Raw genomic sequence first — 26,177 nt, forward strand, 5'->3', positions numbered from 1 at the left:
GCAAGGCGGCTCAGCCTTTGAGCAGGGTGAGCAGCAGTATCAGGTTACACAGCAGGGACAGCAGGGCCAGGGTGCGCCAGACTTTCAGCGGTTCGCGCTCCAGCAGCGGCCGGGGGCGATTGGGCGCATCCTGGCGGTCGCCGCGTTCGAGCAGCAGCAACCAGTGTTCAGCGGTTTCAAAGCGGTGCGCCGGGTCGGCCGCCACCGCTTGCAGCAGGTTGTGCTGCAACCATTCCGGCAGGTCAGGGCGATAGCGCGAGGCATTGACCGGCTGGCCGAAGCGTGGCCGCTGGAACGGCTCCACTTCGCCATAGGGGTAGTGCCCGGTCAGCAGGTGGTAGAGCGTCACGCCGGCGGCATAGAGGTCTTGCCGCGGGCTGGGGGGCTGGCCTTCGAAGGCTTCCGGGGCGATGAAGGAGGGCGTGCCGGGCAGCTCGTGCTGCGGGTCTTCGGACAGGCCAGGGCAGTAGGCCAAACCGAAGTCCAGCAGGCGCAGTTGGCCATCGGCGCCCAGGTGCAGGTTTTCTGGCTTGATGTCGCGGTGCAGCAAGTTGCGCCGATGCAGCACGCCGACGGCTTGCAGCAGTTGACGGGCCATTTCCAGCCACTGCGCCAGCGGCAGCGGCCCGTGCTCGTTGAGCAGCGCCGAAAGGCTTTGGCCGGGGTATTCGCGCATCACGTAGTACAGGTGCTGGCGCTGGCTGGCGACGTGCAGTTCAGGGAAGTGCCGCCCGGCCACCCGGCGCAGGAACCACTCTTCCATCAGCAGCCCTTGCGCCGCCCCGGGCTCCTGCTCGCGGGCAGCGGGCAGGGTCTTGAGCAGCCATGCGTGGCCGTGGCCGTCGCGTGCCCGGTACAGCAGGGATTGGCGGCTGTGCGAGAGCAGCGTCTCGATCTGCCAGCCATCGATCACCTGGCCTTCGCGAAGGGGGCCAGGCACAGGCCACTGCTGCAGCTGTGCCAAGGTATCGCCCAGGTTGGTCGGCCCCAGTTGTTCAACCTGCACCAACAAGGCGCTGGCGTTGTCCTGGCTGCCATTGAGGTGGGCGCTGGCAACCAGGGTGTCGGCCGCCTGTTGCAGGTCGGGCTGCTCGCGCAAGACCGACTGGATGTGCTGGTCACCCAGGCTGGCCCAGACCCCATCGCTCAAGAGCACGAAGCACTCGCCTGCCTGCAGTTCGCCTTCCAGGTAATCGACCAACAGGTGCTGGTCCAGCCCTAGTGCGCGTTTGAGCACATGCTGCATGCCCGGTTGATCCCACACGTGGTCTTCGCTCATGCACTGCAGGTGGCCGTGGTGCCAGCGGTAGACGCGGCAGTCGCCGACATGCGCCAGGGTAAAGCGCCGACCGCGCAGCACCAGTGCGCTGAGGGTGGTCAACAGCGGCTGGCCGCTGCCCTGGGCGCGCAGCCAGCGGTTCTGCGCCAGCAACAGGCGGTCCAGCGCCTGTGCCACGCTCCAGGTGGCGGGGGTGGCGTAGTAGTCCAGGGCCAGCGCCTGCAGGCTGGCCCGTGCGGCCAGGCCGCCATCGGCGCATTGGCTGACACCGTCGGCGAGGGCGAACAGGTAGCCCTTGCTGGCGGCCAGCTCCGGCGCCGGGGTGACCAGGCGCAGGGCATCCTGGTTTTCCGCGCGGGGGCCGGTGGCGCTGGCGTGGGCAAAGCTCAGTTGCAGGCTCATGGGGGCGCCTCAGACCCGCGCCGCGGTCACGGCAGCCGAGCCCCAAGTGGTGCGCCAGCGCTGCTTGACGCCATGCAGGCCGAACCAGGCCAGCAAGCCGAGGCTGGCGAACAACCACAGCCCCAACTGATAGTCGCCGGTGTGTTGCTTGATGGTGCCAAGGCCCGCGGCCAGCAGGAAGCCGCCGATGCCACCGGCCATGCCGATCAGCCCGGTCATTACCCCGATTTCCTGGCGGAAACGTTGTGGCACCAACTGGAACACGGCGCCATTGCCAGCGCCGAGGCCGAGCATGGCGCTGACGAACAGCGCCAGCGCCGCCGCCGCGCTGGGCAAGTTGAAGCCTACGGCCGCGATGCAGATGGCGGCCACGCTGTACATGCCCAACAGGGTGCGAATGCCGCCAAAGCGATCGGCCAGAGCGCCGCCGAGCGGACGCATCAGGCTACCGGCAAACACGCAGGCGGCTGTGTAGTAGCCGGCGGTAACCGGGCTCAGGCCATACTGGTCGCTGAAGTAGCCGGGCAGGGCACTGGCCAGGCCGATGAAGCCGCCGAAGGTAACGCTGTAGAAGAACATGAACCACCAGCTGTCGCGGTCACCGAGGGCCTTGAGGTAGTCGGCCATGGCTTTGCGCTTGGGCCGCTCGGGCGCGTTGCGTGCCAGCAGCGCGAACACCACCAGGGTCAGCGACAGCGGGATCAGGGCGAAGCCGAACACGTTGTTCCAGCCAAAGCCTGCAGCCAAGGCGGGAGCCAGCAAAGCGGCGAACACCGTGCCGGAGTTGCCGGCCCCGGCGATGCCCATGGCCTTGCCTTGGTGCTGCGGCGGGTACCACTGCGAGGCCAGCGGCAGCGAAACCGCGAACGAGGCGCCGGCAAAGCCGAGGAACACCCCTAGCAGCAAGGCCTGCTCATAACTGTGCACGCCCAGGTACCAAGCGCCAGCCAGGGCGATGATGACGATCACCTGGCCGATCAGGCCGGCGGTCTTGGGCGAAAGGCGGTCAACCAGCAGCCCCATCGCAAAGCGCAGTATTGCGCCGGCCAGGATCGGCGTGGCCACCATCAGGCCCCGTTGCTGTGCACTCAACTGCAGGTCGGCAGCGATTTGCACCGCCAGCGGGCCGAGCAGGTACCAGACCATGAAGCTCAGGTCGAAATACAGGAACGCGGCGAACAGCGTGGGCACATGCCCGGATTTCCAGAAGCTGGTACTCATTGAACACCTCACTCGGCAAAGCAACGGAACGAAAAAGACGCCGCTACCCGGTCCACGGCTGTGGAAGGGTGAGCGACGTCTTTGTCGGGATTTAAGTGGGGCAACCGCCGTTGGCTACCGGTGATGTTTGTTCAGCAAGAGATGGGCCAAGAATTGGCTGGGACTGTCTTTAGATTTTTGGGGCCTGTCAGATCGAGCGCCGCCCGCGCGGCGCTCGATCTGACAGGCCCCAAAAATCTCATGTCGAGCACATCAGCCCAGCATCTCGTGCATGGCGATGATCTGCTCGGCCACCTGGATCAGCTTCTGCTGGCGGCTCATGGCCTGGCGGCGCATCAGGGTGTAGGCCTGCTCTTCGTTGCAGTCTTTCATCTTCATCAGCAGGCCCTTGGCCTGTTCGATCCGCTTGCGTTCGGCCAGTTGCTGGTCACGCGCCAGCAACTGCGCCCTGAGGGCCTGGTCGCTCTCGAAGCGGGCCATGGCCACATCCAGAATCGGCTGCAAACGCGCAGCATGGATGCCCTCGACGATATAGGCGCTGACCCCCGCCTGGATCGCCTGGCGCATCACGCCGGGGTCGTGCTCGTCGGTAAACAGCACGATAGGCCGCGGTCGGTCGCGGCTGACCAGTACCACGTGTTCCATCACGTCGCGGTCCGGTGAGTCGGTATCGATCAACACGACGTCCGGATGCACCGTTTCGACGCAGGCGGGCAAATCGATGGTCAGGCCAGGGGCTTCGATCACGTCGAAACCGGCCTCGCTCAAGGCGGCCTTGAGCCGGCCCAGTTTGTTTTGAGTGTCGTCAATCAGCAGGATACGCAGCATGTTCATCCCCCTCACAGGCCAACGCGGGCTTCGGGTGTGTCGCCCAAGGCGTGCAGGCTGAAGCTGCGGGCGTAGCCGTAGGGGTCGCTGCCGTCCCAGCGGGTACCGTCGATCAGCAGGCTGCTTCGCATCGGTTGCTCAAGGCACGCTATGCCTAGGGCGTCTGCCGCTTCCTGGTAAAGCGCCAGTTGCTGAACCTGGCTGGCCACGCCGAGGTAGTCGGGGTCGTCTCGCAGTAACCCCCAGCGGCGGAACTGGGTCATGAACCACATGCCGTCGGACAAATACGGCAGGTTGGCCCGGCCCTGGTCGAACAGGCGCAAAGCGTGGGGGTCTTGCCACTGGTTGCCCAGCCCGTCTTGGTAGTCACCCAGCAGGCGGGGCTCGATAGTGCTCGTCGGCGTGTCCAGGTAAGCACTGCCGCTGAGCAACTGCGCGGTGCTGCGGCGGTTCTCTGGGCTTTGCTCGATGAAGCGGCTGGCTGCGAGGATCGCCTTGATCAGGGCGCGGGCGCTGTTGGGGTACTGCTCGGCGAAGGCGCGGGCGCAAGCGAGCACCTTTTCCGGGTGGTCTGGCCAGATCGACTGGCTGGTTGCCAGGGTAAAGCCCTGGCCCTTGGCGACGGCATCCGCCGCCCAAGGTTCGCCTGCACAAAACCCGTCGATGCGGCCAGCCTGGATATGCGCGGCCATCTGCGCGGGCGGCACCACCACGCTGTCGACATCGCGCAGCGGGTGGATGCCCTGGCTCGCCAGCCAGTAGTACAACCACATGGCGTGGGTGCCGGTGGGGAAGGTCTGGGCAAAGGTCAGGCGTGCGCCCTGCTGGTGCACCAGGCGCGCCAATGCCTCAGGGCTGGTCACGCCTTTGCGTTGCAGCGCCGGGGACAGGTTGATGGCCTGGGCATTCTGGTTCAGCCCCATGAGCACAGCCATGTCGCTGGCAGGCACACCGCCAATGCCCAGGTGCACGGCATAGGCCAGGCCATACAGGCAGTGCGCGGCATCCAGTTCGCCGCTGACCAGTTTGTCGCGCAGCCCCGCCCAAGAGCCCTGGCGCTTGAGGTTGAGGGTCAGGCCGTGTTGCTGGGCAAAGCCCTGGGTGGCGGCGACCACCACCGAGGCGCAGTCGGTCAGGGCCATGAAGCCAATGTTCAGGCTGGTTTTTTCCGGTGCGTCGCTGCCGTTGACCCAGGCCAGGGGCGTTGCTCGGAGTGCTGTGTTCACAAGGATCCTCGCCCGTACTGAAAAGGCAGTGTGTGGTGAGCGAAGCAACGCATGTGCCAAGCGGCCCGAGGATTTACTGTCATGCCAGCCGTGCGCTGGCTATAATCGCCCCCTCATTCACCCCGAGCCTTGCCCGCCCATGTATACCCTGGCCCGCCAGCTGCTGTTCAAGCTTTCCCCGGAAACCTCCCACGACCTGTCCCTGGACCTGATCGGTGCCGGTGGCCGTCTCGGCCTCAACGGCATGCTGTGCAAACAGCCGGCGGCGTTGCCGGTGTCGGTCATGGGCTTGAACTTTGCCAACCCGGTGGGCCTCGCCGCTGGCCTGGACAAGAACGGCGCGGCAATCGACGGCTTCGCCCAACTGGGCTTCGGCTTCGTCGAGATCGGTACCGTCACACCGCGCCCGCAACCCGGCAACCCGAAGCCGCGGATCTTCCGTCTGCCAGAGGCAACGGCGATCATCAACCGCATGGGCTTCAACAACCTGGGCGTCGATCACCTGCTCGAACGCGTGCGGGCATCGCGCTACAACGGCGTACTGGGCATCAACATCGGCAAGAACTTCGACACTCCGGTCGAGCGGGCGGTCGATGACTACCTGATCTGCCTGGACAAGGTCTACACCGAAGCCACCTACATCACCGTCAATGTCAGCTCGCCGAACACACCGGGCCTGCGCAGCCTGCAGTTTGGTGACTCGCTGAAGCAGTTGCTCGATGCCTTGGCCGAGCGCCGTGAGCAGTTGGCAGTGACGCACGGCAAGCGCGTGCCCTTGGCGATCAAAATCGCCCCAGACATGAGCGACGAAGAAATCGCACTGGTGGCTGCTGCGCTGATGGAATCGGGCATGGACGCGGTGATCGCCACCAACACCACCCTGAGCCGCGAAGGCGTCGAGCACTTGCCTTATGGCGGCGAAGCCGGTGGTTTGTCGGGGGCGCCGGTGCTTGAGAAGAGCACCCACACGGTGAAGGTGTTGGCCGGTGAGCTGAGCGGCAAGCTGCCGATCATTGCGGCGGGTGGCATTACCGAGGGGCGCCACGCCGCTGAGAAAATCGCTGCGGGTGCCAGCCTGGTACAGATTTACTCGGGCTTCATTTATAAGGGGCCGGCGCTGATTCGCGAATCGGTCGATGCGATTGCCGCTCTGCCACGCGCATAAATCGCGGGCATAAAAAGGGCCCCATCAAGGGGCCCCTGGGCCTTCGCCCGCCGCCCGGATGGGGCGTGCTTGGTAAATCGAATTCAGTGTCCTCGATCAGCCAACGGCGTGATTTTCGTTGAGTCTATGGATGCCAGCGGTGCCAGTCATGCCGTCCCAGTTATCACCGCGACCTTCGCGCCAGCCGTTGATCCAGGCTTGGCGAACAGAAGGAAGATTGAAAGGGCAAAGTTCGCGGGATTTGCCGGTGACCCCGTATTGGTAGCCACGTGAATATGCTCTTTCCAACGGATCACGCTTAAGTCTTCTCATAGGGTGTTGCCCTCACTTGTTGACTGTAATGTCCCGTCGGCCTCTCCGAGGCCGGGCAGAGTCTTTCTGCCGGTTTGCGCTCGCTGCCGGCGTGGCGAGCTGAAGGTGCCGCCTCGTTGCGAAGCGGCCTGAGACCATTTCTAACGAATGCGCGTCACAGTGTGAATGATCAATTTGTCATAAGGACGTAACGTTTCTAAGGGTGAAGGGATAAGTAAATAAATGCGACTCAACCTTATTTATCGCTGAGCCCGCAATGATTGGGGTTTGCCAATCATTGACGTCATTTCGCCAGCGTCGCTGCGCCATGACAGAATTATTTTGAAATGCGACGAAGGGTCACATCGGCCCCTGCATCGCTCGAATTTTTAATACTGCCTGATGATCTAAGCTGTCTTTGCCCCTGGTGAAGTGCTGGTCGGTCAGGCGGCCCGGTTGTTGCGCTGCACAATTGCGCGCAGGCAATGGCCACTCGGATGCCTGCTGGAAGGGTGTTCGGGCAAACATCGCGGGGCGATGCGTCGCCTCGTCAGTCAAATAGCCCAAGGCTCTGGAATACTCATGTCGGACCGTTTCGAAATTTACCTCACCTGCCCCAAAGGCCTGGAAGGCCTGCTCGCTGAAGAGGCCAAGGGCCTCGGCCTCGATGAAGTGCGTGAGCACACCTCGGCCATTCGCGGCGCCGCCGACATGGAAACCGCCTACCGCCTGTGCCTGTGGTCGCGCCTGGCGAACCGGGTGTTGCTGGTTCTCAAGCGTTTCAACATGAAGAACGCCGACGACCTCTACGACGGCGTCAACGCGGTTGACTGGGCAGACCACCTGGCGGCCGACGGCACCCTTGCGGTGGAATTCAGTGGCCATGGCTCGGGCATCGACAACACCCATTTCGGTGCGCTCAAGGTCAAGGACGCCATCGTCGACAAGCTGCGCAACCGCGAAGGCCTGCGCCCGTCGGTGGAAAAGATCGACCCGGATGTGCGCGTGCACCTGCGTCTGGACCGTGGCGAGGCGATTCTCTCGCTCGACCTGTCCGGCCACAGCCTGCACCAGCGCGGCTATCGCCTGCAGCAAGGCGCCGCGCCGCTCAAGGAAAACCTCGCGGCAGCCGTGCTGATCCGCGCCGGCTGGCCACGCATCGCTGCCGAAGGCGGCGCTCTGGCCGACCCGATGTGCGGTGTGGGTACCTTCCTGGTCGAAGCCGCCATGATCGCCGCCGACATCGCCCCTAACCTCAAGCGCGAACGCTGGGGCTTCAGCGCCTGGCTTGGCCATGTGCCGGCCCTGTGGCGCAAGGTTCACGACGAGGGGCAAGCGCGTGCGCAGGCCGGTTTGGCCAAGCCACCGCTGTGGATCCGTGGCTACGAGGCCGACCCGAGGCTGATCCAGCCGGGGCGCAACAACGTCGAGCGTGCGGGCCTGAGCGACTGGGTCAAGATCTACCAGGGCGAGGTCAGCACCTTCGAGCCGCGGCCTGACCAGAACCAGAAAGGCCTGGTGATCAGCAACCCGCCGTACGGCGAGCGTCTGGGTGACGAAGCCAGCCTGTTGTACCTCTACCAGAACCTTGGCGAGCGTCTGCGCCAGGCGTGCATGGGCTGGGAAGCCGCGGTGTTCACCGGGGCACCGGAGCTGGGCAAGCGCATGGGCATTCGTAGCCACAAGCAATACGCCTTCTGGAACGGTGCATTGCCGTGCAAGCTGCTGTTGTTCAAGGTGCAGCCTGACCAGTTCGTGACTGGCGAGCGCCGTGACGCCCAGGCTGAACCCACCGATGCCCGTCGTCAGGAGCCGCAGGCCAGCGAACCGGCGCGTTTGTCGGAAGGCGCGCAGATGTTCGCCAACCGCCTGCAGAAGAACCTCAAGCAACTGGGCAAGTGGGCCCGTCGCGAGCAGGTCGACTGCTACCGCCTGTACGATGCCGACATGCCCGAGTACGCCCTGGCCGTCGACCTTTACCACGACTGGGTGCACGTGCAGGAGTACGCCGCGCCACGCTCGATCGACCCGGAAAAGGCCCAGGCGCGCCTGCTCGATGCACTGGCGGCGATCCCGCAGGCGTTGGGTATTTCCCCTCAGCGCGTGGTGCTCAAACGCCGTGAGCGGCAGAGCGGCACCCGCCAGTACGAGCGCCAAGCCACTGAAGGGCGCTTCCAGGAAGTCAACGAAGGCGGCGTCAAGCTGCTGGTCAACCTCACTGACTACCTCGACACCGGCTTGTTCCTCGACCATCGCCCGATGCGCATGCGCATCCAGCGCGAGGCCGCCGGCAAGCACTTCCTCAACCTGTTCTGCTACACCGCCACGGCCACCGTGCATGCGGCCAAGGGCGGTGCTCGCAGCACCACCAGCGTCGACCTGTCGAAAACCTACCTGGACTGGGCGCGGCGCAACCTTGCGCTCAATGGCTTCTCTGAGCGTAACCGCCTGGAGCAGGGCGATGTGATGGCCTGGCTGGAAGCCAACCGTGACAGCTATGACTTGATCTTCATCGACCCGCCGACCTTCTCCAACTCCAAGCGTATGGAAGGGGTGTTCGACGTTCAGCGTGACCATGTGCAACTGCTCGACCTGGCGATGGCGCGCCTGGCGCCGGGTGGCGTGCTGTATTTCTCCAACAACTTCCGCAAGTTCCAGCTCGATGAGCACTTGATGGCACGTTATGCGGTGGAGGAAATCAGCGCCCAGACCCTGGACCCGGACTTCGCCCGCAACAACCGCATCCACCGGGCGTGGCGCCTGCAATTGCGTTGAGGCGACGAGGTACATTGCGCAGCTAGTGGCCAATAGCTATAACTGATGCCAGGGCAAGATAATCCGCAGGACGCTGACGTGACGAGATGGGTGTATGTCCAAGTTTGGCGTGCGTGCGAGGTTACTTGGCCTGTGCACGGAAGGCGTGTCCGCGTGGGCAGTGGCGCTGGTGGCATTGGTGGCCGGCTGCCTGTTGTCGGCCGTTCTGGCCCTTGCCGCGCAGGCGTTCTACAAGCAGCAGTTGCGCCAGCGCTTCGAGTTGCTGGCCAGCGAGCGCTTCAGCCGCATCGCTGAGCGCTTTGACGATCAGCAGCAGCGCCTGGACGGGCTGCGGCGGTTCTTCAGTTTCTCCAACGAGGTTACCCCTCGCGAATTCGAGGGCTATGCACGGCCTTTGTTGCGCCGCACCCTGGCTTACGCTTGGGCGCCGCGGGTCGAGGCCGCGCAGCGCGCCGCATTCGAGCACAGCACCGCTACCTGGTTGGGCCAGGACTATGTGATCCGCGATCAGGATGCACAGGGCGCTTGGCAACCTGCGCCCCTGCGTGATCACTACTTTCCTGTGCGCTTCACCCAGTCGACAGACGCGCCTGCGCTTCCTTACGGGCTTGACCTGGCTGGCAAAGGTGCGCGGCAGGCCACCCTGGCGCGTGCGTTGGAACCTGGCAGCATGGCGGTGTCGGAACCTCTGGCCATATTGGAGACTGGCGCTGTTCGGCCAGCAGCGGATGCACGCGGCCTGTTGATGGTGGCACCGGTGTTCTCCGACGCCGCCCCCCAAGGCGCGGCGGTGGGCTATGTGATGGCGTTGCTCAACCTGCGCGATCTCATCAGCGATGGCCTGCCGGCGGCGGCCGATGACAACCTGGTCGTGCGTATCGAAGACCCTTCCGGGCTGAAAGGACCTGAAGTGGTGTTCGACTCACGGAATGAGGCCGCGCCCCTGGCCCTGGCCAGCAGCCAGTTGTTGTACTTGGCTGATCACCCTTTCCAGTTGCTCATTCGGCCGAGCCAGGCTTTTCTGAAGGCCAATCACTCTTCGGCTGCACTGACCGTCGGCCTGTTGGGTGGGCTGTTGAGCGTGCTGCTCAGTGCCTTGCTCTACAACCTGTTCAGCCAGCGCCAGCGCGCCTTGACCCTGGTCGAGCAGCGCACGGCCGAGCTGCGGGTCAGCGAGCAGTCCTTGCGCGGCACCCATAACCAGCTGCGCAGCGTGCTGGATGCAGCGACCCAGGTGGCGATCATCGCCACCAACCTCAAGGGGGTGGTCAGCACCTTCAATGCCGGTGCCGAGCGCATGCTCGGCTATTCGGCCAACGAGGCGATCGGCCATTTGCGCCTCGAGGACCTGGTGTTGCCCGACGAGCTCAGCCAGCGCGCCCACGCCTTGAGCCTGCGCTACGGGCGCCACATCGCCGGCGGCCAGGCCATGTTTGCCGAAACGGTGCAGGAAAGGGGTGAAGAGCCTGGCGAGTGGACCTTGGTACGCACCGATGGCAGTCACCTTGTCGCCAACATGCTGGTTACCGCCATGCTCGATGAACAAGGGTTGTGGGTTGGCTACCTGGCCATCTGCATTGACGTCACCGAGCGGCGCCGGGTGCACGAGGCGCTGGCCGCGCGTGACCGGCTGCTGGAAAAACTCAGTGCCGAAGTGCCGGGCGGCATCTACCAGTACCGCTTGGATTCCAATGGCCATTCCTGTTTCCCGTATGCCAGCAAAGGCCTTTACGACATTTATGAGGTCGACCTGCAGCAGTTGCGCGAGGATGCCACGGTGGTGTTCGAGCGCATTCATCCCGATGACCTGGAGCGCGTGCGCCGTTCGGTGGGCTATTCCGCCGACCACCTTACGCCGTGGCGCGAAGAATACCGGGTATGCCTGCCGCGGGCGGGGATGCGCTGGGTGCGTGGCGAGGCGACCCCGGAAGTGGGTGAGGCGGGATGTACCTTGTGGCATGGCTACCTGACCGACATCTCCGACCTCAAGGGGGTGGAGGAGGAGTTGCGTGCCCTGTCGGTGACCGATTCACTGACCGGTATCCATAATCGGCGCTATTTCCAGGAGCGGCTCAAGGCCGAGCTGGACCGCGCCCAGCGCGATGGCCTGGCGCTGGCGGTGATCATGCTTGATATCGATCACTTCAAGCGCATCAACGACCAGTTCGGCCATGCGGTGGGCGACCTGGTGCTGCGCAGCTTGTGCCAGCGCATCGGCCATCGCCTGCGGCGAACCGACGTGTTCTGCCGGTTGGGTGGGGAAGAGTTCATGGTGCTGTGCCCAGGCAGCGATGCCGAGCAGGCGCGGTTGCTGGCGCTTGAGCTGTGGCAAAGCGTGCGCAACGTCCCGATCGAGGGCGTGGGCGAGGTGACGGCGAGCTTTGGTGTGGCGGGCTGGCGGCCAGGGGAGGGGGCTGACGCGTTGTTGTTGCGGGCGGATGCCGGGGTGTATGCGGCCAAGCAGGCAGGACGGGACCGGGTCGAAGCGGAGTTGACCTGAGCCTCGTGTAGGAGCGGCCTTGCGTCGCGAAAGGGCCGCAACGCGGCCCCGCACTTTATGCGTTAACACTGAAATCAGGGGGCCGCTGCGCAGCCCTTTCGCGACGCAAGGCCGCTCCTACCCTCAGTTGGCCGCAGCGCTAGCACCCAGCTTCGGTTGGCGATACAGGTCCAGCAGCACCTGGTCCAGCACCTGCGATGCGCCCCACGGTTTCGGGTCGTTCAAAATCGCCGCCACTGCCCAGGTATGCCCGTTGCTATCACGGCTGAAGCCCGCGATGGCGCGCACGGTGTTCAACGTGCCGGTCTTGATATGGCCTTCACCGGTCATTGCCGTGCGTTTCAGGCGCTTGCGCATGGTGCCGTCCATGCCCACCAGCGGCATGGAACTGATGAACTCGGCGGAGTAGGGGCTCTTCCAGGCGGCCTGGAGCAGCGCCGCCATCTCGCGGGTGCTGACGCGCTCGGCGCGCGACAGGCCGGAGCCGTTTTCCATCACCAGGTGTGGCGCAGTGATGCCCTTTTTCGCCAACCACTGACGCACTACACGTTGCGCCGCGCGGGCGTCATCGCCATCGGCATCGGTACGGAACTGCGCGCCCAGGCTAAGGAACAGTTGCTGGGCCATGGTGTTGTTGCTGTATTTGTTGATGTCGCGGATCACTTCCACCAGGTCAGGCGAGAAGGCCCGTGCCAGCAGGCGTGCGCTCTTCGGGACGTTCTCGACGCGATCGCTGCCCTGAATGCTGCCACCCAGCTCGTTCCAGATCGCCCGCACGGCACCGGCGGCGTAGGCCGGGTGATCGAGCAGCGACAGGTAGGTCTGCGAGTTGCAGCCATCACCCAGCTGGCCGCTGACCACCACGCTGACACCATCGGCCTGTTGCACAGGGTTGTAGCGCACGTCACCGGTGCACTGCTTGGACGCCACGGCTTTGACCTGGTTGTCGATGCGGATGTTGGCAATCGGCGGTTCGACCGCGATCGTCACCTTGCCGCCATCGTTGCGGGCAACGAAGCGCAGCGCCTTGAGGTTGACCAGCAGCGAGTCGGGTTTGACCAGGAAGGGCTTGTTGACGTCACCGCCGTCATCGTTGAACTGCGGCAGGTTAGGCTGTACGAAGTGGCTACGGTCCAGCACCAGGTCACCGGTGATGGTGCGCACGCCGTTGGCGCGCAGGTCACGCATCAGCAGCCACAGTTTTTCCATGTTCAGTTTGGGGTCGCCGCCACCTTTGAGGTAGAGGTTGCCGTTGAGCACACCGTTGCTCAGGGTGCCGTCGGTGTAGAACTCGGTTTTCCACTGGAAGGTCGGGCCGAGCAGTTCCAGGGCTGCGTAAGTGGTGACCAGTTTCATGGTCGAGGCCGGGTTTACCGACACATCGGCATTGAACACCGTCGCCGCGCCAGGCCCATCCAGCGGCAGCATCACCAGCGACAGCGCGGTGTCCTGCAGTTTGTTGGCTTTCAGCGCCTGCTGCACCTTGGGCGGCAGGCTGGTATTGACGGCGGCGGCCTGGCTGGGCAAGGCGAAGGGCAGCAGCAGGCCGGCGAGAACGAGGGGACGGAGCGTTTTGATCATATTCAGTAAATACCCTGCGGCGAGGGAAAAGGACATTGGGGCTGTAAGAGATGATGGCCCCAGAACGTAATAGAACGCGCATTATGCCCCAAGCGTAGCCACGATGGGCCACGTTCGACGGAAAACGCCACCCACAAAAAAGGCCACCGCAAAGGGTGGCCTTTTCAGCGTTCAAGCCGCTGGGTACCGCGCAGGTATCACTCAGCCGCGTTGATCGGCTTGTCCGGATACCAGGCGTCGAGCAGTGGGCTGACTTCGATCTTGGTCAGTTCGCCACGGCCTTTGAGCCAGGCTTCGACGGCAGCGCGCTGTTCTTCGCTGACCGAACCGCGTTTGGCCGAGCACACCAGGCCGAAATCGTCACCGCCTACGTAGTCGAGGCCATTGGCGTCCATGGCTTCTTCCAGGAAGGCATCGAGGAATGCATCGATTGCCTGGTCATCCAGATCTTCCTTGAAGTCCAGGTTCAGCTCGAAGCCCAATTCCTGAAACTCGTCGACACACAGCTTTTTGCGCAGGCGACGGGAGCGGTTAGTGGCCATGAAACAATCCTCTTAGGTAATATCGCCGCGCAGTCTACCAGCTTCGGCGTTTGGCTGCCTTGCTGATTGACGTTCGTCGGTACCTGCAAGCTCTCCAGCCAAGGCCATTTCCACGCGGCGCATGTGCCGCGCCAGCGCCTGACGCCTTAGCAGACGTTGCGGGGTTGTTAAACCTATGTTTTCCAGCGCTTCGCACGCCGCCATCAGCTGCGTGGCTTCCAGCAGGCGTGCGGCACTGAGAATCTTGTGCGCCTGGTCGGCAACGGCGGCGGCGTCGTCGGGGGGCAGGTCCATCAAGATCATCAGGTCGGTGCGCAGGCTCTGGTGCAGCGCCGTGAGAAAACGCTCGCGGTCCTTTGGGTCCGGCCCGACGATCGCGCCCAGGCCATTCAAGTCAAAGGGTTTGCGTCGCCACGGCTGCCGGCTCTGCGGCTTGAGGCCGGCCAGGCGCTGGCTGAGGGTGCTCAGGCTGATGGGTTTGAGCAGGCAGTCATCCATGCCGGCATCCAGGCACTTGCGCATGACCTCGGGTTGCGCGTTGGCGGTATAGCCGAGGATGGTGCAGCGCGGTCGCCCGCGTTGCCGTTCTTCAGCACGTATCGCACTGGCCAGCTGATAGCCGTTCATGTGCGGCATGTTGCAGTCGAGCACCAGCACATCGAAGGTGCCGGCACGCCAGCTGCTCAGGCCTTCGCGGCCATCCCTGGCGCACGTATGGCCAAGGCCCAGGTAGCCCAGCTGCTGGGCCATCAACTGCAGGTTGGCGGGGTGGTCGTCGATCACCAGCACATTCAAGCGTGGATCGGGCACGTCGAGGTTCTCGATAACCGGCAGCCCGACCGACACGGCGCTGACGGTTTGCAAAGGCATCTTAAGGCGAACCTGGGTGCCAACATCCTCCAGGCTTTTGATCGTCAAGGTGCCGCCCATCATGTCGCAGAGGGTTCGGCAGATGGCCAGCCCAAGCCCGGTCCCCGCACGGGCGCCTGGGCTGTGCGGGTTGGCCTGAATGAACGGGTTGAACAGGCGCTGCAGGTCATCGGCGTGAATGCCGATGCCGCTGTCACGCACCTCCAGTTCGAGCATCGGGGAGGAGGGCGTGCCTTCGTCCTGCAAACAGACGCAGATGCGCACCTGGCCATGTTCAGTAAACTTGATGGCGTTGTTGACCAGGTTGGACAAGACCTGCTTGAAGCGCAGCGGGTCGAGCAATGCATGGCAGCGAGCCGATGGCTCGATGATCACTTCCAGCGCCAGGCCTTTCTGCCGTGCCTGGCCATCGAAGATGCGCCCCACCGACTCGACCAGCGCCGCCAGGTCGACCGGTTCTGGCGCGAGTGACAGGTGCCCGGATTCGATGCGCACGATGTCGAGGATGTCGCCAATCAGCCCCAGCAGGTCCTTGGCCGAGTGATAGGCCAGCTCCAGGGCGGAGCGGTCCACCCGCCCTTGGTCGGCGCGTTTGACGGCCAGCTCCAGCATGCCGATGACCGCGTTCATCGGGGTGCGAATTTCATGGCTGATGGTGGCCAGGAACGTGCTCTTGGCACGGTTGGCATCCTCGGCTTGCTGCTTGGCCTGGCGCAGCTCCAGCACCAGCTGGCGGCGGTCACTGATATCGATCCAGCCGCCGATGATGCCTTGTACCTCGCCCAGCGAGTCACGGTACGGCAGTATCCAGTGGTAGATGGTCATTTCCCGGCCTTTGACCCGCAAGGGGCGATCGATGATCAGCGGAGTGCCTGCCGCCATGACCTTCAGGTAGTCAGCGTGGATCTGGCGGGTCTGCTCGCGGTCAGCGAACAGGCTTTCTTCCAGGTGCTTGCCCATGACTTCCTCGTTACAGGCCTGTACAGCCTCCAGGTAACTGTCATTGCAGCTTTGCAGGCAGCCCTCACGGTCACGCACATACATGGGGTGGGGGGTGCCGTTGAGCAGCGCACGCATGAACGCCAGTTGGTCGTTCAATGCCCGCTCGGCGCTTTGCCGCTGCCTGATCTGCAGGCGCAGGCGGGCATTCCAGATCAGTGCCAGCAGCAACAGAAGCGCGGTGCCCAGCAGCACTTGCCAGGCAAGCCGGCGAAATTTCTGCCAGGTGCTGTCGTCATGCAGGCTGTAGCCACGCCAGCGGTTATTGATCACCCCCAGTTCTTCCGGCGAAATGCTCAACAGCGCTTTGTCCAGAATCGAAACGAGTGTCGGCGACTGGTCGCTGGCTGCCATGGCGTAGCTGGCAGGCTCGCTGCCGACCGTGGTGCGTATGACCAGGTCAGGGTTGGCGGCCACAGCATGGTTGGCATCGATCAAGGTGGTGATCACGGCATCGACAGCGCCGCTTTTGAGCAAGGCCATGGAATAGAAGGTGCTCTCGGTTTCGATCCGGCCAATGCGCGGATAGCGCTTGGAGAGCATGACGTCCATCGCGCTGTATCGGGTAATCGCGACCCGTCGGTCCTTCAGCTGTTCCAGGGAGGCGAATTGCCCCTTGTCAGCGAGGCTGACCAGCACATAGACGCTGTCCAGGTAGGGTCGGCTGATTTGCAGGGTCTGCTTGGCCACGCCATCGGTGGTGAGCGCCGCAATTACATCCGCCCGGCCGTCCTTGAGCCGGGCGATCATGTCGGCGATACCGCTGGCACGCTGCACCTCGAAGCGCAGGCCCGTGCGCAGGCGGATGAGCTCCAGCAGGTCGGCAGTGATGCCCCTGAAATAGCCCGAACTGTCGAAGAAGGACACCGGGGCTGCCGTGTCGTCGATCGCCACGCGCATGACGGGGTGGCGTTGCAGCCAGAATTCCTCAGTTTTCGTCAGTTGCAGCTTGCGGTCGGTCAACAGCAGGTCGCTGCCTGCACTCCAGCGCTTGAAGATGCTGGTGCGCAAGGTGGCGGACTGGCTGTCGAGCGTGGCGTTCACCAGCTCCATCAGCAGCGTGTCCTGCTGGCGCACTGCAAAACTGAAGCCGATGGCTTCGTGCTTGCTGAAATTGGCAATGCGCAGGCCAGGCAGGTGGCCGCGGTTGAGTTGATAGTGGGTGGAGATGGTGTCGCCGATGAACACGTCGGCTTGGCCGAATGCCACGGCATTCAAGGCTTGGGAAGACGAGCCGAACGCCAGCAGATGGGCTTTCGGGTAGGCGCTGCCAACCTCCTGCCTTGGCAGGTAGTGGTAGAGCATGCCCAAGCGCATGTCTTCCAGGCCCATGTCCAGTGCGCGGCCTTCGTTTTCACGGGTGACCAGCACCGGTTGGTCAACCGCGTAAGGGTGCGAAAGTGCCAGGCCGTCCGTGGTTGCCTCATAGCCATTGGCGCTGCCAAGCAGGTCGATGTCACCGCGTTTCAGTGCATCGACGGCAGCCTGCCGGTTTGAAAAGCGCAGCACCCGTACCGGCAGCTGCAAGGCGAGGCCGATCAGGTTGGCATATTCGGCGGTGAGGCCTTGATAGTCACGCCCGCCACTGGTGATGTCGAAAGGCGGGTAGTCGGGTGCTGAAGTGCCCAGCACCAGCTCGTGACGGCTTTCGAGCCATTGGTGTTGTTGGGGCGTGAGCGAAAGCGGAGCTGGCTTTGCCGGTGAACGTGCCAGCAGCGCGTAGGCAGAAGCGCTGTGTTGGTGGGCCTGGGCCCCAGCGCTGAACAGCGCCAGGGCGAGTAACAGCCGGGCGAGAAGGCGCGCCATGAAACCCTCAGACCAGCGCGTTGCGTTTGGCCATTTCGATCAGGTCCACCAAGGTGTCGACCTGGAGTTTGTGCATCAGGCGCTTCTTGTAGGTGCTGACCGTCTTGTTGCTAAGGAACATGCCCTTGGCGATTTCCTTGTTGCTTCGGCCTTGAGCGAAAAGTTGCAACACCATCAATTCACGGTCATTGACCTGTCGGAAAAGTTGCAGGTCTACATTGACCGTCTGATTGTGTTTGATGGCCTGGCTGGGGAAATAGTTATACCCGGCCAGCACGGCTTTGATTGCACTGAGCAGTTCGCTCAGGTCCTCTTGTTTGCACACATAGCCTGCAGCGCCCGAGTGCATGCAGCGCACGGCGAACAACGCCGGGGACTGGGCGGTCAATACCAGCACCTTCAGTGGCAGGGACATGGCCTGGAAGCGGGAAAGTACCTCCAGCCCGTCTAGCTTGGGGATGCTGATGTCGAGGATGACCAGGTCGGGCGTGGTCTCTCGAATCATCTGCATGGCATCTACGCCATTGTCCGATTCGCCGACGATCTTGTAGTTCTGATTCTCCAGCAACATACGGACGGCCAGACGGATAACGGGGTGGTCGTCGACTATAAATACGGAATGCATGTTCAACTTCCCTGCGGGCGAGTGAGGGTGACGGCTGGCACCTTATCCCAGTTGGAAGTCATCGGGCATGCGAGGAAGGGCTATTAGCCCTATATGGGAAATGGCTTACAGGATAAAACAAATCGGGCTACGCAATGAGCGTATGGAACTCGATGTCAAACCTTGTTTGGTAACTTTTCATTGATTGTTAGTCGTGTTGTTTATCAGTGACGGGCATAGGTAGGAAGTTTCCTAGGTAGACAGGTGCAGCGAGCGCCTGAGCACAGGCTGCACCTGTCTGGCTCAGGTCGGGCTGGAGCGCCCGGTCATTTCGCGGGCCATTTCGCTGGCATAGCTGTCGGTCATCCCGGCGATGAAGTCGATCATGCGCAGGAACGCGCTGTGCAATGAGGCGTGCGGGTCCGGTGCATTGTTGCCAATCAGGTCGAGTACACGGCGGCTCTTGAACGACGGTGTGCGGCCGCCGTGCTGTTCGAGGGCCGCGCCGCAGAAGGTGTTGAGGAGGATCTCGAGCGTGGTGTAGGCGCCGATCTCGTGCAGGGTCTTGCGTTTATCCTGGAAAATCTTGTTGCGCGCCATGTCCTTGGCTTGCAGCACGCAGTGCTTGGCCGGGCCGTGCATGTGCTCGACCAGGTCGCCGCTCAGGTGCCCGCCAAGCAGCGCCGTTTGCTGCTCGACGAAGGCGCGGGCGGCGGCGTTGGTCAGGTGTTCGATGGCCTTGCCGCGCAAGATCGCCAGCTTGCGCCGGCGCGAGTCGCGGGGGCCGAGTTGGCGATAGGTCTCCGGCAGGTCGTCACCTACCAGGTCGAGCAGCAGCGCCTCGACTTCCGCATACTGCAGCAATTCCATTTCCACGCCGTCTTCCAGGTCGATCAGCGCATAGCAGATGTCATCTGCGGCCTCCATCAGGTAGACCAGAGGGTGGCGTGCCCAGCGCTGGTCCTCCAATTGTGGCAGGCCCAGTTTGCGGGCGATCTGTTCGAGCAGTGGCAGTTCGCTCTGGTAGCTGCCGAACTTGTGTTTCTTGTAGCCCAGGGCATCGGCATGACGGGCGCTCCAGGGGTACTTCAAGTAAGTACCGAGGGTGGCGTAGGTCAGCCGGGTGCCGCCGTCGAACTGGTGATACTCCAGTTGGGTGAGGACGCGAAAGCCTTGGGCGTTGCCTTCGAAGTTGAGGAAATCGGCACGCTCGTCGTCGCTCATGTCGTCCAGCCAGCCACGCCCTGCTGCCTGCTGGAACCAGTGGCGGATGGCGTCTTCGCCGGAATGGCCGAACGGTGGGTTGCCAATGTCGTGGGCCAGGCAGGCCGATTGCACGATCATCCCCAGGTCACTGGGCTCGCACCAGTCCGGCAGGCTGTCACGCAAGGTTTCGCCCACCCGCATGCCGAGCGAGCGGCCGACGCAGCTGACTTCCAGTGAATGAGTCAGGCGCGTGTGAATATGGTCGTTGCTGGAGACGGGATGTACCTGGGTCTTGCGCCCAAGCCGGCGGAAGGCGCCGGAGAAGATGATCCGGTCGTGGTCCTTGTGGAAGGGGCTGCGCCCGAGTTCTTCGGGGCTGTACAGGGCTTTGCCCAGGCGTTCGCGGGTCAGCAGGGTATGCCAGTCCAAGGCTCGATCTCCTGTCGGTCGATGGGCATAGCTTCCTGTGTCGAGAGGCACCATGCAAGCTGAAGGTTGACGCGGTTTTTTGTAGGGGCAGCCTTGTGCTGCGAAGAGGCCGGTGTGGGCTACAGGTATCTGCTTTGCCTGCACCGGCCTCTTCGCAGCACAAGGCTGCTCCTACACGGGGCGTGTTGGGGGCTAAATGTCAGGGTCGCCGGCCATTTTGCAGGTACAGGCGGATCAGCGGCAGCAAGCTGCTGCTTAGGCGCACCAGCCGGGTGAGGTTGCCGCTGCGCACGCCCTTGCCGGTCAAAAAGCCCAAGGCGACCACGGCGCCAATGCCCCACAGCGGGGCGTGCTTGATGCCAAGCCCCCCGTGCAGCGAACTGCCCATGCCGCGTATGCGCTGCAGGGGTTCGAGCAGTTGCCCCGACTCGTGGCGGATTTCCTGGCGGTGCATCTCCATGCGCAGGCGCAGCAGCGCTTTGCGCAGTTCGCGTGGGTTACGGGTGTTGGGGAGTTCAGGCAGGCTCATGGCAACAGGCGCTCCCGGTCCTTGGCGAGTTCTTCGAGGGTCGCGCCGAAAGGCGATGACTCGTCGAACACTGCCGCTTTCAAACGCAACCCGCAGTACAGCGCGGCTAATCCATAGAACACGCACAGGCCGATGATGCCCGCCAGGCGATAACTGTCCCACAGCAGCACCAACAGCAACCCTGACAGCGCTGTCAGCAAGAGCAGGGCGAACACCAGTGCCAAGCCTGCGAACAGCAACAAGCTCAAGGTGCGGCCTTTTTGTTCCTGCAGCTCGATCCCGAACAGTTCGATGTGGCTGTGCAGCAGCCCGAGCATGGCCGCGCCCAGGCGCTTGCCGGAAGCGCTGGTGCCGATGGTGTCATTCTCCATGGGTGACCTCTCAGCGCCTGGCCAGCAGGCCGATCAACAGACCGACGCCTGCGGCAATACCGATGGCCTGCCAGGGGTTCTCCTGTACGTACTGCTCGGCGCTGCCGAGGGCCGCCTGGCCACGGTCGCGCACCGATTCCTGGGTCAGCTGCAGGGTTTCGCGGGCCTGGGTCAGGCGGTCGTGGATCTGCTCGCGCAATTCATCCGCTTGGTCGCCGGCGAGGTTCGCCGTGTCGGCAAGCAGCTTCTCGGTATCGCGGACCAGGGCCTGGAAGTCAGCCATCAATATCTCTTGCGCAGTCTTTGCCGATTTGCTGGCCATGGGGTCTCTCCCTGTCGATGTGTGATGGTAGTTCGAGTGATAGCACGCGCGGAAGGTTCAAGTGCCTGTGCTGGTATGGGCTTTGCTAAGTCTTTGCCACGTTGCGGGGCGCCACTGGCGGGCATTGCGCCGATTCAGGGCACCCTGCGTGACGTGTACCGTTAAACCTTAACCCAATCCACGACAAACCCAAGAAAAAACCACGCAGGCCTCGCCCATGTCATCCGATAGGGCAGGGGGCTGGCACCGATTCGGTGCAGGGATGCAGGTTCTTGAACTGTCCTGGTGCCTTTTCAGCAGGTCTGCCTATTTCATGGAACACATGCACAGCGCGATGGACTCTCTGGTCCACGGTTCGAATACCCTGTTCATCCTCATGGGCGCCATTCTGGTGCTGGCCATGCATGCTGGCTTCGCTTTTCTCGAAGTGGGCACCGTGCGGCACAAGAACCAGGTCAATGCGTTGTCGAAGATTCTCAGCGACTTTGCCATCTCGGCGTTGGTGTACTTCTTCATCGGCTACTGGATCGCCTATGGCGTGAACTTCTTCCAGCCGGCGACGGCACTGGCAGCCGACCATGGCTATGCGCTGGTCAAATGCTTCTTTCTGTTGACGTTCGCGGCGGCCATCCCGGCGATCATCTCTGGAGGGATTGCCGAGCGGGCGCGTTTTGTCCCGCAGCTGTGTGCCACGGCGTTGATCGTGGCGTTTGTCTACCCGTTCTTCGAAGGCGTGGTGTGGAACGGCAACCTGGGCGTGCAGGCTTGGCTGCAAGCACGCTTTGGCGCGCCGTTCCATGACTTTGCCGGTTCCGTCGTGGTGCATGCCATGGGCGGCTGGCTGGCACTGGCCGCCGTCGTGCTACTGGGCGCCCGGCGCGGGCGGTACCGCGATGGGCGCCTGGTGGCGTTCGCACCGTCGAGCATTCCGTTCCTGGCGCTGGGGTCGTGGATCCTGATCATTGGCTGGTTCGGCTTCAATGTCATGAGCGCCCAGACCTTACAGGGGGTTAGCGGCCTGGTGGCGATCAACTCGTTACTGGCCATGGTCGGGGGCACCTTGGCGGCGCTGCTGGCCGGGCGTAACGACCCAGGGTTCTTGCATAACGGGCCGCTGGCTGGGCTGGTGGCGATTTGTGCTGGCTCCGACCTGATGCACCCGATTGGCGCGCTGGCCACCGGCCTGGTGGCCGGGGTGCTGTTCGTCTGGAGTTTTACCGCGGCACAGAACCGCTGGAAAATCGACGACGTGCTGGGTGTGTGGCCGTTGCACGGCCTGTGTGGCGTGTGGGGTGGCATTGCCTGCGGCGTGTTCGGCCAGGCGGCGCTGGGCGGCATGGGTGGCGTCAGCCTGGTCAGCCAATTGCTGGGCAGCTTGATGGGTGTACTGGTGGCATTGCTGGGGGGCTTTACCATCTATGGTGCAATCCGCGCAGTGCACGGCTTGCGCTTGAGCCACGAGCAGGAGTTCCAGGGCGCGGATCTGTCGCTGCACCGCATCGGTGCAACCAGTCAGGATTGAGCGAGGTCAGGTGCGCGCAGGGCGGTACGGACCTAGAATAGGCTTTTCCAAAGCCAAACCGAGACCCGCCCCATGCTGCCTGAATGCCAACTGTTCGGCACCCTCGGCTGCCACCTGTGCGAAGTGGCCGAGGCCGTGCTGATGCCTTTCGTCGATCATGGCCTGTTGGTGGAACTGGTCGACATTGCCGATAACGAGGCCATGTTCGAGCGCTACGGCCTGATCATTCCCGTGCTGCGACGGTGTGACACCGGCGCTGAGCTGCACTGGCCGTTCGATGCCGAGCAAGTGGTGACGTTTCTCGCGCCGTGAGCCCGAGGCTCTGGCCAATTTTTGCAGGTGCTGTGTGGCGCACTTGAAAGAATACGCGCGCTGTTCGGCGCACCGGTGGTCACGGGTACCTGCCGGGGCTGCAATGAGCCGAGGGCGAATTGACGACGGCGAGGGCAAGACCGTATGCTGTATATAAATACAGTATACGAGGTAAAGCCATGCTCAACGTCGAGCAACTCAAGTACAGCGTCAACCGCATGCCTGTAGAGCGGGTGTGCGACGCCGTTCTGGAACTGCGCCTCGAGGGCCTGGTGACCGATGACCGCACACCGTTCGGCAAGGTCCACTTCAACACCTGTTTTGCCGAAATCGAGGCCTTGTTCCAGCGTGCCGGCTACCACCGTGGGCTGGATGTGGTGGGTTATCAGGGGTTGTTGTATGCCTTGTATGACCCCGGCCGCTGGGAGGCGGTGCAGGTACTGCGCTGGTTGAAGGAGCGCAGCGAGGCGCGGGATCAGGCTGGTTGAGGTGGCGGGCTTGGGGGATAATGCGCGGCCTTGTACCTTTCGAGCACTGCCATGAACCCGCCTTTCGACCCCGCCCGCCAGCAAGCCAGCACGGTGTGCCTGCCACCCGGCAACTGGGCGACGGTGCTCGATTGCCTGTGTGACCATTTCAAGGCCATTGATCGCGCGCAGTGGCTTGACCGCTTTGCCCGAGGCCGGGTGCTGGATGCCCAGGGGCAGGCCATCCCATCCGAACTGGCTTACCGACGTGGCATGCGCTTGCATTATTTTCGCGAGGTGCCGAACGAGCGGCCTATCCCTGTGCAGGAAGCCGTGCTGCACGTGGATGAGCACTTGGTGGTCGCCGATAAACCGCATTTTCTGCCGGTTACACCCACCGGTGAATATGTCGAGCAGACCCTGTTGCGCCGGCTGATCCGGCGCCTGGACAATCCGCACCTGGTGCCATTGCACCGCATCGACCGGCATACCGCAGGGCTGGTCCTGTTCTCTGCCAACCCGCAGACCCGCAGTGCGTATCAGCGCTTGTTCCCCGAGCGACGAATCGACAAGCGCTACCAGGCCATCGCCGCTGCCATGCCGCAGCATGAGTTCCCGCTGGTGCATAAAAGCCGTCTGGTGCATGGCGAGCCGTTTTTTCGCATGCATGAGGTCGAGGGCGCGGACAACAGCGAAACCTTTGCCCAAGTGCTGGAAACGCAGGGCAATTTGTGGCGTTACGGTTTGTCGCCTGTGACCGGCAAGACCCATCAGTTGCGTGTGCACATGGCGGCGTTGGGAGCGGCGATCTGCAACGACCCGTTCTACCCTGAACTGCTCCAGGTCGAAGACGATTACCAAAAGCCGTTGAAGTTGTTGGCGCAGAGCTTGCGTTTTGATGACCCGTTGACGGGAGAAGAGCGCTACTTCGAGACCCGGTTGCGCCTGGACTGGTAACGCCCCAGCCCACCATCCGCGGTCTCTGTAGGAGCAGCCTTGCGCTGCGAAAGGGCCGGTGCAAGCAAAGCAGATATCTGCAGCCCACCCCGGCCTCTTCGCAGCACAAGGCTGCTCCTACAAAAGCGCAGCGTCTCAGCGGTTGAAGCGCTCCACCAGCGAGTACTGGCTCCCCGCCGTGCTGGTCAGCTCTTCGCTGAGCTGTGCCGAATGCTGGGCCTGTTCGGCGGTCTGGTCGGCCAGTGTGGCGATGGTGCTGATGTTGCGGCTGATCTCGTCGGCCACAGCGGTCTGCTCTTCGGTAGCGGCCGCAATCTGGGTCGCCATGTCGGTGATGTTGGCCACCGCTTCGCTGATCCCGACCAAAGCCTCATCGGCCTGCATCACCCGGTCGACCCCTTCCTGCGCCTGGCGATGGCCGGTTTCCATGGTCAGCACTGCATTGCTGGCGGTCTGCTGCAGCTTGGCGATCAGGTTGTGGATCTGCCCGGTGGACTCGGCAGTGCGCTGGGCCAGCTGGCGTACTTCATCGGCCACGACGGCAAAGCCACGGCCCATCTCACCGGCGCGGGCCGCTTCGATGGCAGCGTTCAGCGCCAGCAGGTTGGTCTGGTCGGCGATGCCTTTGATCACATCGACCACACCGCCGATTTCGTCACTGTCCTTGGCCAATTGCGTCACCGTCTGGCCAGTTTCACCCACGGCGGCCGACAAACGCTCGATGGCCTCGCGGGTCTCACCGGCAATCTGCCGGCCCTGGCTGGTCAGGCGATTGGCTTCCTGGGTGGCGTCGGCGGTGCGCTGTACGTGGTTGGCCACTTCCTGGGTGGTGGCGGCCATTTGGTTGACGGCGGCCGCCACTTGTTCGGTTTCCACGCGCTGGCGCTCCAGCCCGGAGGAGCTCTGGTGGGCCAGGGCGTCGGATTGCCGTGCCTGTTCGCTGAGGTGTTCGGCACTGTCCTGCAGCCGCGTCAGGCAGGTCTTCATGCGTGCATCCTGGCTGAGCATGGCCATTTCCAAGCGGGCCTGAACCCCGCGGCTGTCGGTGTACATCTGCGCGATCAGCGGGTCGGAGGTGGTTTGCTCGGCCAGCCGTAGCAGGCGCTTGAGGCCACGCTGTTGCCAGGTCAGCCCGAGCAGGCCGAGTGGTACCGACAGGGCGGCGGCCAGGCCGAAGCCCCAGGAGTGGCCCAGCCAGTTGCCGATCAGGAAGCCCACCTGGCTGACCAGGATGAACGGCAGCCAGTCTTGCAGAATCGGCAGCCACTGATCGCGACGTGGCACCGCCGACTTGCCCTGGTTGAGGCGCTGGTAAAGCGCTTCGGCACGGCGGATCTGTTCGGCGGTGGGCTTGACCCGCACCGACTCGAAACCGACCACCTGGTTGTTGTCGAAAACCGGCGTGACATAAGCGTTGACCCAGTAGTGGTCACCGTTCTTGCAGCGGTTCTTGACGATGCCCATCCACGGCTGGCCTTGCTTGAGGGTCTGCCACATGTGGGCAAACACCGCGGCCGGCACGTCAGGGTGACGCACCAGGTTGTGCGGCGCGCCGGTCAGCTCCTCGCGCGTGAACCCACTGATGTCGATGAACGCGTCATTGCAGTAGCTGATCACGCCCTTGGCGTTGGTGGTGGAGATCAACCGCTGCTGGGCAGGGAAAGTCCGTTCTCTCTGGGTAATCGGCTGGTTGTTACGCATGGGTCGGTAATCCGCAAGAATCCGCAAGGCTTTGGTGAGGTATCGGCAAGCCACTGGTTTTATTGAATGGATATTTAATGTGCTTGATTTGTGGCAATGAGCCATCTTCTGATTTGAGCTAGGGAGCGGCTGATTTCGATGAAGATAGCGGCATTATTGCTAATTTATGACGGGCGGGTCGGATGATGACTTAGTGGGCGGCAAAGAGCCAGCATGCGCGAAGGGAGGAGGGGCGTCTCTAGGGCGTTGGCGTGTATGAGATCGAGCGCCGC

General features: G+C 63.2%; 21 protein-coding genes. 7 read left to right on the plus strand and 14 right to left on the minus strand.

Annotated elements, in window-relative coordinates:
• Window positions 1-10: 10 nt before the first annotated feature.
• The 4 genes from GIB19_RS18130 to GIB19_RS18145 form a co-directional block, all read right to left on the minus strand.
• Window positions 11-1,681, minus strand: coding sequence for a bifunctional protein-serine/threonine kinase/phosphatase (locus GIB19_RS18130; RefSeq protein WP_274887425.1), 1,671 nt, complete (start codon window positions 1,679-1,681; stop codon window positions 11-13).
• Window positions 1,682-1,690: 9 nt separating this feature from the next.
• Entirely contained in the window at window positions 1,691-2,902 is a 1,212-nt protein-coding gene (locus GIB19_RS18135; RefSeq protein WP_186704086.1) for a nitrate/nitrite transporter, read from the minus strand.
• 252 nt (window positions 2,903-3,154) lie between these two features.
• The gene (locus GIB19_RS18140; protein WP_027596666.1) at window positions 3,155-3,730 is read right to left on the minus strand and encodes an ANTAR domain-containing response regulator; all 576 of its coding nucleotides are present in this window, start codon (window positions 3,728-3,730) and stop codon (window positions 3,155-3,157) included.
• 11 nt (window positions 3,731-3,741) lie between these two features.
• Window positions 3,742-4,956 carry a CmpA/NrtA family ABC transporter substrate-binding protein gene (locus GIB19_RS18145; protein WP_274887426.1) on the minus strand — a complete coding sequence of 405 codons (1,215 nt, stop codon included), beginning with the start codon at window positions 4,954-4,956 and terminating at the stop codon, window positions 3,742-3,744.
• A gap of 139 nt (window positions 4,957-5,095) precedes the next feature.
• Between GIB19_RS18145 and GIB19_RS18150 the strand changes: the two genes are divergently transcribed.
• The gene (locus GIB19_RS18150) at window positions 5,096-6,121 is read left to right on the plus strand and encodes a quinone-dependent dihydroorotate dehydrogenase (RefSeq protein WP_274887427.1); all 1,026 of its coding nucleotides are present in this window, start codon (window positions 5,096-5,098) and stop codon (window positions 6,119-6,121) included.
• A gap of 96 nt (window positions 6,122-6,217) precedes the next feature.
• Here the strand turns inward: GIB19_RS18150 and rmf are convergent, their stop codons facing one another.
• Window positions 6,218-6,433, minus strand: a complete 216-nt coding sequence (gene rmf, locus GIB19_RS18155) for a ribosome modulation factor (protein ID WP_003248687.1) — start codon at window positions 6,431-6,433, stop codon at window positions 6,218-6,220.
• Between the two features lie 561 nt (window positions 6,434-6,994).
• Here rmf and rlmKL point away from each other — a divergent pair.
• Both rlmKL and GIB19_RS18165 read left to right on the plus strand, forming a co-directional pair.
• Entirely contained in the window at window positions 6,995-9,187 is a 2,193-nt protein-coding gene (rlmKL, locus tag GIB19_RS18160) for a bifunctional 23S rRNA (guanine(2069)-N(7))-methyltransferase RlmK/23S rRNA (guanine(2445)-N(2))-methyltransferase RlmL (RefSeq protein ID WP_099430058.1), read from the plus strand.
• 94 nt (window positions 9,188-9,281) lie between these two features.
• Window positions 9,282-11,687, plus strand: a complete 2,406-nt coding sequence (locus GIB19_RS18165; protein WP_274887441.1) for a sensor domain-containing diguanylate cyclase — start codon at window positions 9,282-9,284, stop codon at window positions 11,685-11,687.
• 123 nt (window positions 11,688-11,810) lie between these two features.
• Here the strand turns inward: GIB19_RS18165 and dacB are convergent, their stop codons facing one another.
• The 8 genes from dacB to GIB19_RS18205 all read right to left on the minus strand — a co-directional run bounded on the left by dacB (window position 11,811) and on the right by GIB19_RS18205 (window position 20,946).
• A complete protein-coding gene (dacB, locus tag GIB19_RS18170) occupies window positions 11,811-13,268 on the minus strand; it encodes a D-alanyl-D-alanine carboxypeptidase/D-alanyl-D-alanine endopeptidase (RefSeq protein WP_027596661.1) in 1,458 nt (485 codons plus the stop codon).
• A 197-nt stretch (window positions 13,269-13,465) separates the two neighbouring features.
• Complete coding sequence (locus GIB19_RS18175) at window positions 13,466-13,810, minus strand: YggL family protein (protein ID WP_027596660.1); 345 nt, start codon at window positions 13,808-13,810, stop codon at window positions 13,466-13,468.
• 12 nt (window positions 13,811-13,822) lie between these two features.
• Window positions 13,823-17,485 carry an ATP-binding protein gene (locus GIB19_RS18180; protein WP_274887443.1) on the minus strand — a complete coding sequence of 1,221 codons (3,663 nt, stop codon included), beginning with the start codon at window positions 17,483-17,485 and terminating at the stop codon, window positions 13,823-13,825.
• 7 nt (window positions 17,486-17,492) lie between these two features.
• Window positions 17,493-18,110: a response regulator transcription factor gene (locus GIB19_RS18185; protein ID WP_274887445.1), complete on the minus strand. Its 618-nt coding sequence runs from the start codon at window positions 18,108-18,110 to the stop codon at window positions 17,493-17,495.
• 282 nt (window positions 18,111-18,392) lie between these two features.
• On the minus strand, window positions 18,393-19,724 hold the full coding sequence (locus GIB19_RS18190) for a deoxyguanosinetriphosphate triphosphohydrolase (protein WP_027596658.1): 1,332 nt from the start codon (window positions 19,722-19,724) through the stop codon (window positions 18,393-18,395).
• Window positions 19,725-19,923: 199 nt separating this feature from the next.
• On the minus strand, window positions 19,924-20,253 hold the full coding sequence (locus GIB19_RS18195) for a hypothetical protein (protein WP_085274197.1): 330 nt from the start codon (window positions 20,251-20,253) through the stop codon (window positions 19,924-19,926).
• On the minus strand, window positions 20,250-20,624 hold the full coding sequence (locus GIB19_RS18200) for a phage holin family protein (RefSeq protein WP_274887450.1): 375 nt from the start codon (window positions 20,622-20,624) through the stop codon (window positions 20,250-20,252). The genes GIB19_RS18195 and GIB19_RS18200 overlap by 4 nt, the downstream gene beginning before the upstream one ends.
• A gap of 10 nt (window positions 20,625-20,634) precedes the next feature.
• Window positions 20,635-20,946 (minus strand): DUF883 family protein, encoded by a 312-nt coding sequence (locus GIB19_RS18205; RefSeq protein ID WP_027596655.1) that lies wholly within the window; start codon window positions 20,944-20,946, stop codon window positions 20,635-20,637.
• A gap of 313 nt (window positions 20,947-21,259) precedes the next feature.
• Here GIB19_RS18205 and GIB19_RS18210 point away from each other — a divergent pair, with 313 nt between their 5' ends.
• The 4 genes from GIB19_RS18210 to GIB19_RS18225 all read left to right on the plus strand — a co-directional run bounded on the left by GIB19_RS18210 (window position 21,260) and on the right by GIB19_RS18225 (window position 24,204).
• Complete coding sequence (locus GIB19_RS18210) at window positions 21,260-22,468, plus strand: ammonium transporter (RefSeq protein WP_027596654.1); 1,209 nt, start codon at window positions 21,260-21,262, stop codon at window positions 22,466-22,468.
• 72 nt (window positions 22,469-22,540) lie between these two features.
• The gene (locus GIB19_RS18215) at window positions 22,541-22,780 is read left to right on the plus strand and encodes a glutaredoxin family protein (protein WP_099430055.1); all 240 of its coding nucleotides are present in this window, start codon (window positions 22,541-22,543) and stop codon (window positions 22,778-22,780) included.
• A gap of 179 nt (window positions 22,781-22,959) precedes the next feature.
• Window positions 22,960-23,268 carry a hypothetical protein gene (locus tag GIB19_RS18220; RefSeq protein ID WP_027596652.1) on the plus strand — a complete coding sequence of 103 codons (309 nt, stop codon included), beginning with the start codon at window positions 22,960-22,962 and terminating at the stop codon, window positions 23,266-23,268.
• Between the two features lie 51 nt (window positions 23,269-23,319).
• Entirely contained in the window at window positions 23,320-24,204 is an 885-nt protein-coding gene (locus GIB19_RS18225; protein ID WP_274887451.1) for a pseudouridine synthase, read from the plus strand.
• A 135-nt stretch (window positions 24,205-24,339) separates the two neighbouring features.
• Here GIB19_RS18225 and GIB19_RS18230 read toward each other — a convergent pair whose 3' ends face one another.
• Window positions 24,340-25,905 (minus strand): methyl-accepting chemotaxis protein, encoded by a 1,566-nt coding sequence (locus tag GIB19_RS18230; RefSeq protein WP_027596650.1) that lies wholly within the window; start codon window positions 25,903-25,905, stop codon window positions 24,340-24,342.
• Window positions 25,906-26,177: the final 272 nt, after the last annotated feature.

This window comes from Pseudomonas sp. ITEM 17296 (assembly GCF_028895205.1).
GTDB classification, from domain to species: domain Bacteria; phylum Pseudomonadota; class Gammaproteobacteria; order Pseudomonadales; family Pseudomonadaceae; genus Aquipseudomonas; species Aquipseudomonas kermanshahensis.

What these genes read in the sequence shown, in the direction of transcription:
- GIB19_RS18130 (WP_274887425.1), bottom strand. Translation starts at nt 1,681, where the DNA reads ATGAGCCTGCAACTGAGCTTTGCCCACGCCAGCGCCACCGGCCCCCGC.
- GIB19_RS18135 (WP_186704086.1), bottom strand. Translation starts at nt 2,902, where the DNA reads ATGAGTACCAGCTTCTGGAAATCCGGGCATGTGCCCACGCTGTTCGCC.
- GIB19_RS18140 (WP_027596666.1), bottom strand. Translation starts at nt 3,730, where the DNA reads ATGCTGCGTATCCTGCTGATTGACGACACTCAAAACAAACTGGGCCGG.
- GIB19_RS18150 (WP_274887427.1), top strand. Translation starts at nt 5,096, where the DNA reads ATGTATACCCTGGCCCGCCAGCTGCTGTTCAAGCTTTCCCCGGAAACC.
- rmf (WP_003248687.1), bottom strand. Translation starts at nt 6,433, where the DNA reads ATGAGAAGACTTAAGCGTGATCCGTTGGAAAGAGCATATTCACGTGGC.
- rlmKL (WP_099430058.1), top strand. Translation starts at nt 6,995, where the DNA reads ATGTCGGACCGTTTCGAAATTTACCTCACCTGCCCCAAAGGCCTGGAA.
- GIB19_RS18165 (WP_274887441.1), top strand. Translation starts at nt 9,282, where the DNA reads ATGTCCAAGTTTGGCGTGCGTGCGAGGTTACTTGGCCTGTGCACGGAA.
- dacB (WP_027596661.1), bottom strand. Translation starts at nt 13,268, where the DNA reads ATGATCAAAACGCTCCGTCCCCTCGTTCTCGCCGGCCTGCTGCTGCCC.
- GIB19_RS18175 (WP_027596660.1), bottom strand. Translation starts at nt 13,810, where the DNA reads ATGGCCACTAACCGCTCCCGTCGCCTGCGCAAAAAGCTGTGTGTCGAC.
- GIB19_RS18180 (WP_274887443.1), bottom strand. Translation starts at nt 17,485, where the DNA reads ATGGCGCGCCTTCTCGCCCGGCTGTTACTCGCCCTGGCGCTGTTCAGC.
- GIB19_RS18185 (WP_274887445.1), bottom strand. Translation starts at nt 18,110, where the DNA reads ATGCATTCCGTATTTATAGTCGACGACCACCCCGTTATCCGTCTGGCC.
- GIB19_RS18195 (WP_085274197.1), bottom strand. Translation starts at nt 20,253, where the DNA reads ATGAGCCTGCCTGAACTCCCCAACACCCGTAACCCACGCGAACTGCGC.
- GIB19_RS18200 (WP_274887450.1), bottom strand. Translation starts at nt 20,624, where the DNA reads ATGGAGAATGACACCATCGGCACCAGCGCTTCCGGCAAGCGCCTGGGC.
- GIB19_RS18205 (WP_027596655.1), bottom strand. Translation starts at nt 20,946, where the DNA reads ATGGCCAGCAAATCGGCAAAGACTGCGCAAGAGATATTGATGGCTGAC.
- GIB19_RS18210 (WP_027596654.1), top strand. Translation starts at nt 21,260, where the DNA reads ATGGAACACATGCACAGCGCGATGGACTCTCTGGTCCACGGTTCGAAT.
- GIB19_RS18215 (WP_099430055.1), top strand. Translation starts at nt 22,541, where the DNA reads ATGCTGCCTGAATGCCAACTGTTCGGCACCCTCGGCTGCCACCTGTGC.
- GIB19_RS18220 (WP_027596652.1), top strand. Translation starts at nt 22,960, where the DNA reads ATGCTCAACGTCGAGCAACTCAAGTACAGCGTCAACCGCATGCCTGTA.
- GIB19_RS18225 (WP_274887451.1), top strand. Translation starts at nt 23,320, where the DNA reads ATGAACCCGCCTTTCGACCCCGCCCGCCAGCAAGCCAGCACGGTGTGC.
- GIB19_RS18230 (WP_027596650.1), bottom strand. Translation starts at nt 25,905, where the DNA reads ATGCGTAACAACCAGCCGATTACCCAGAGAGAACGGACTTTCCCTGCC.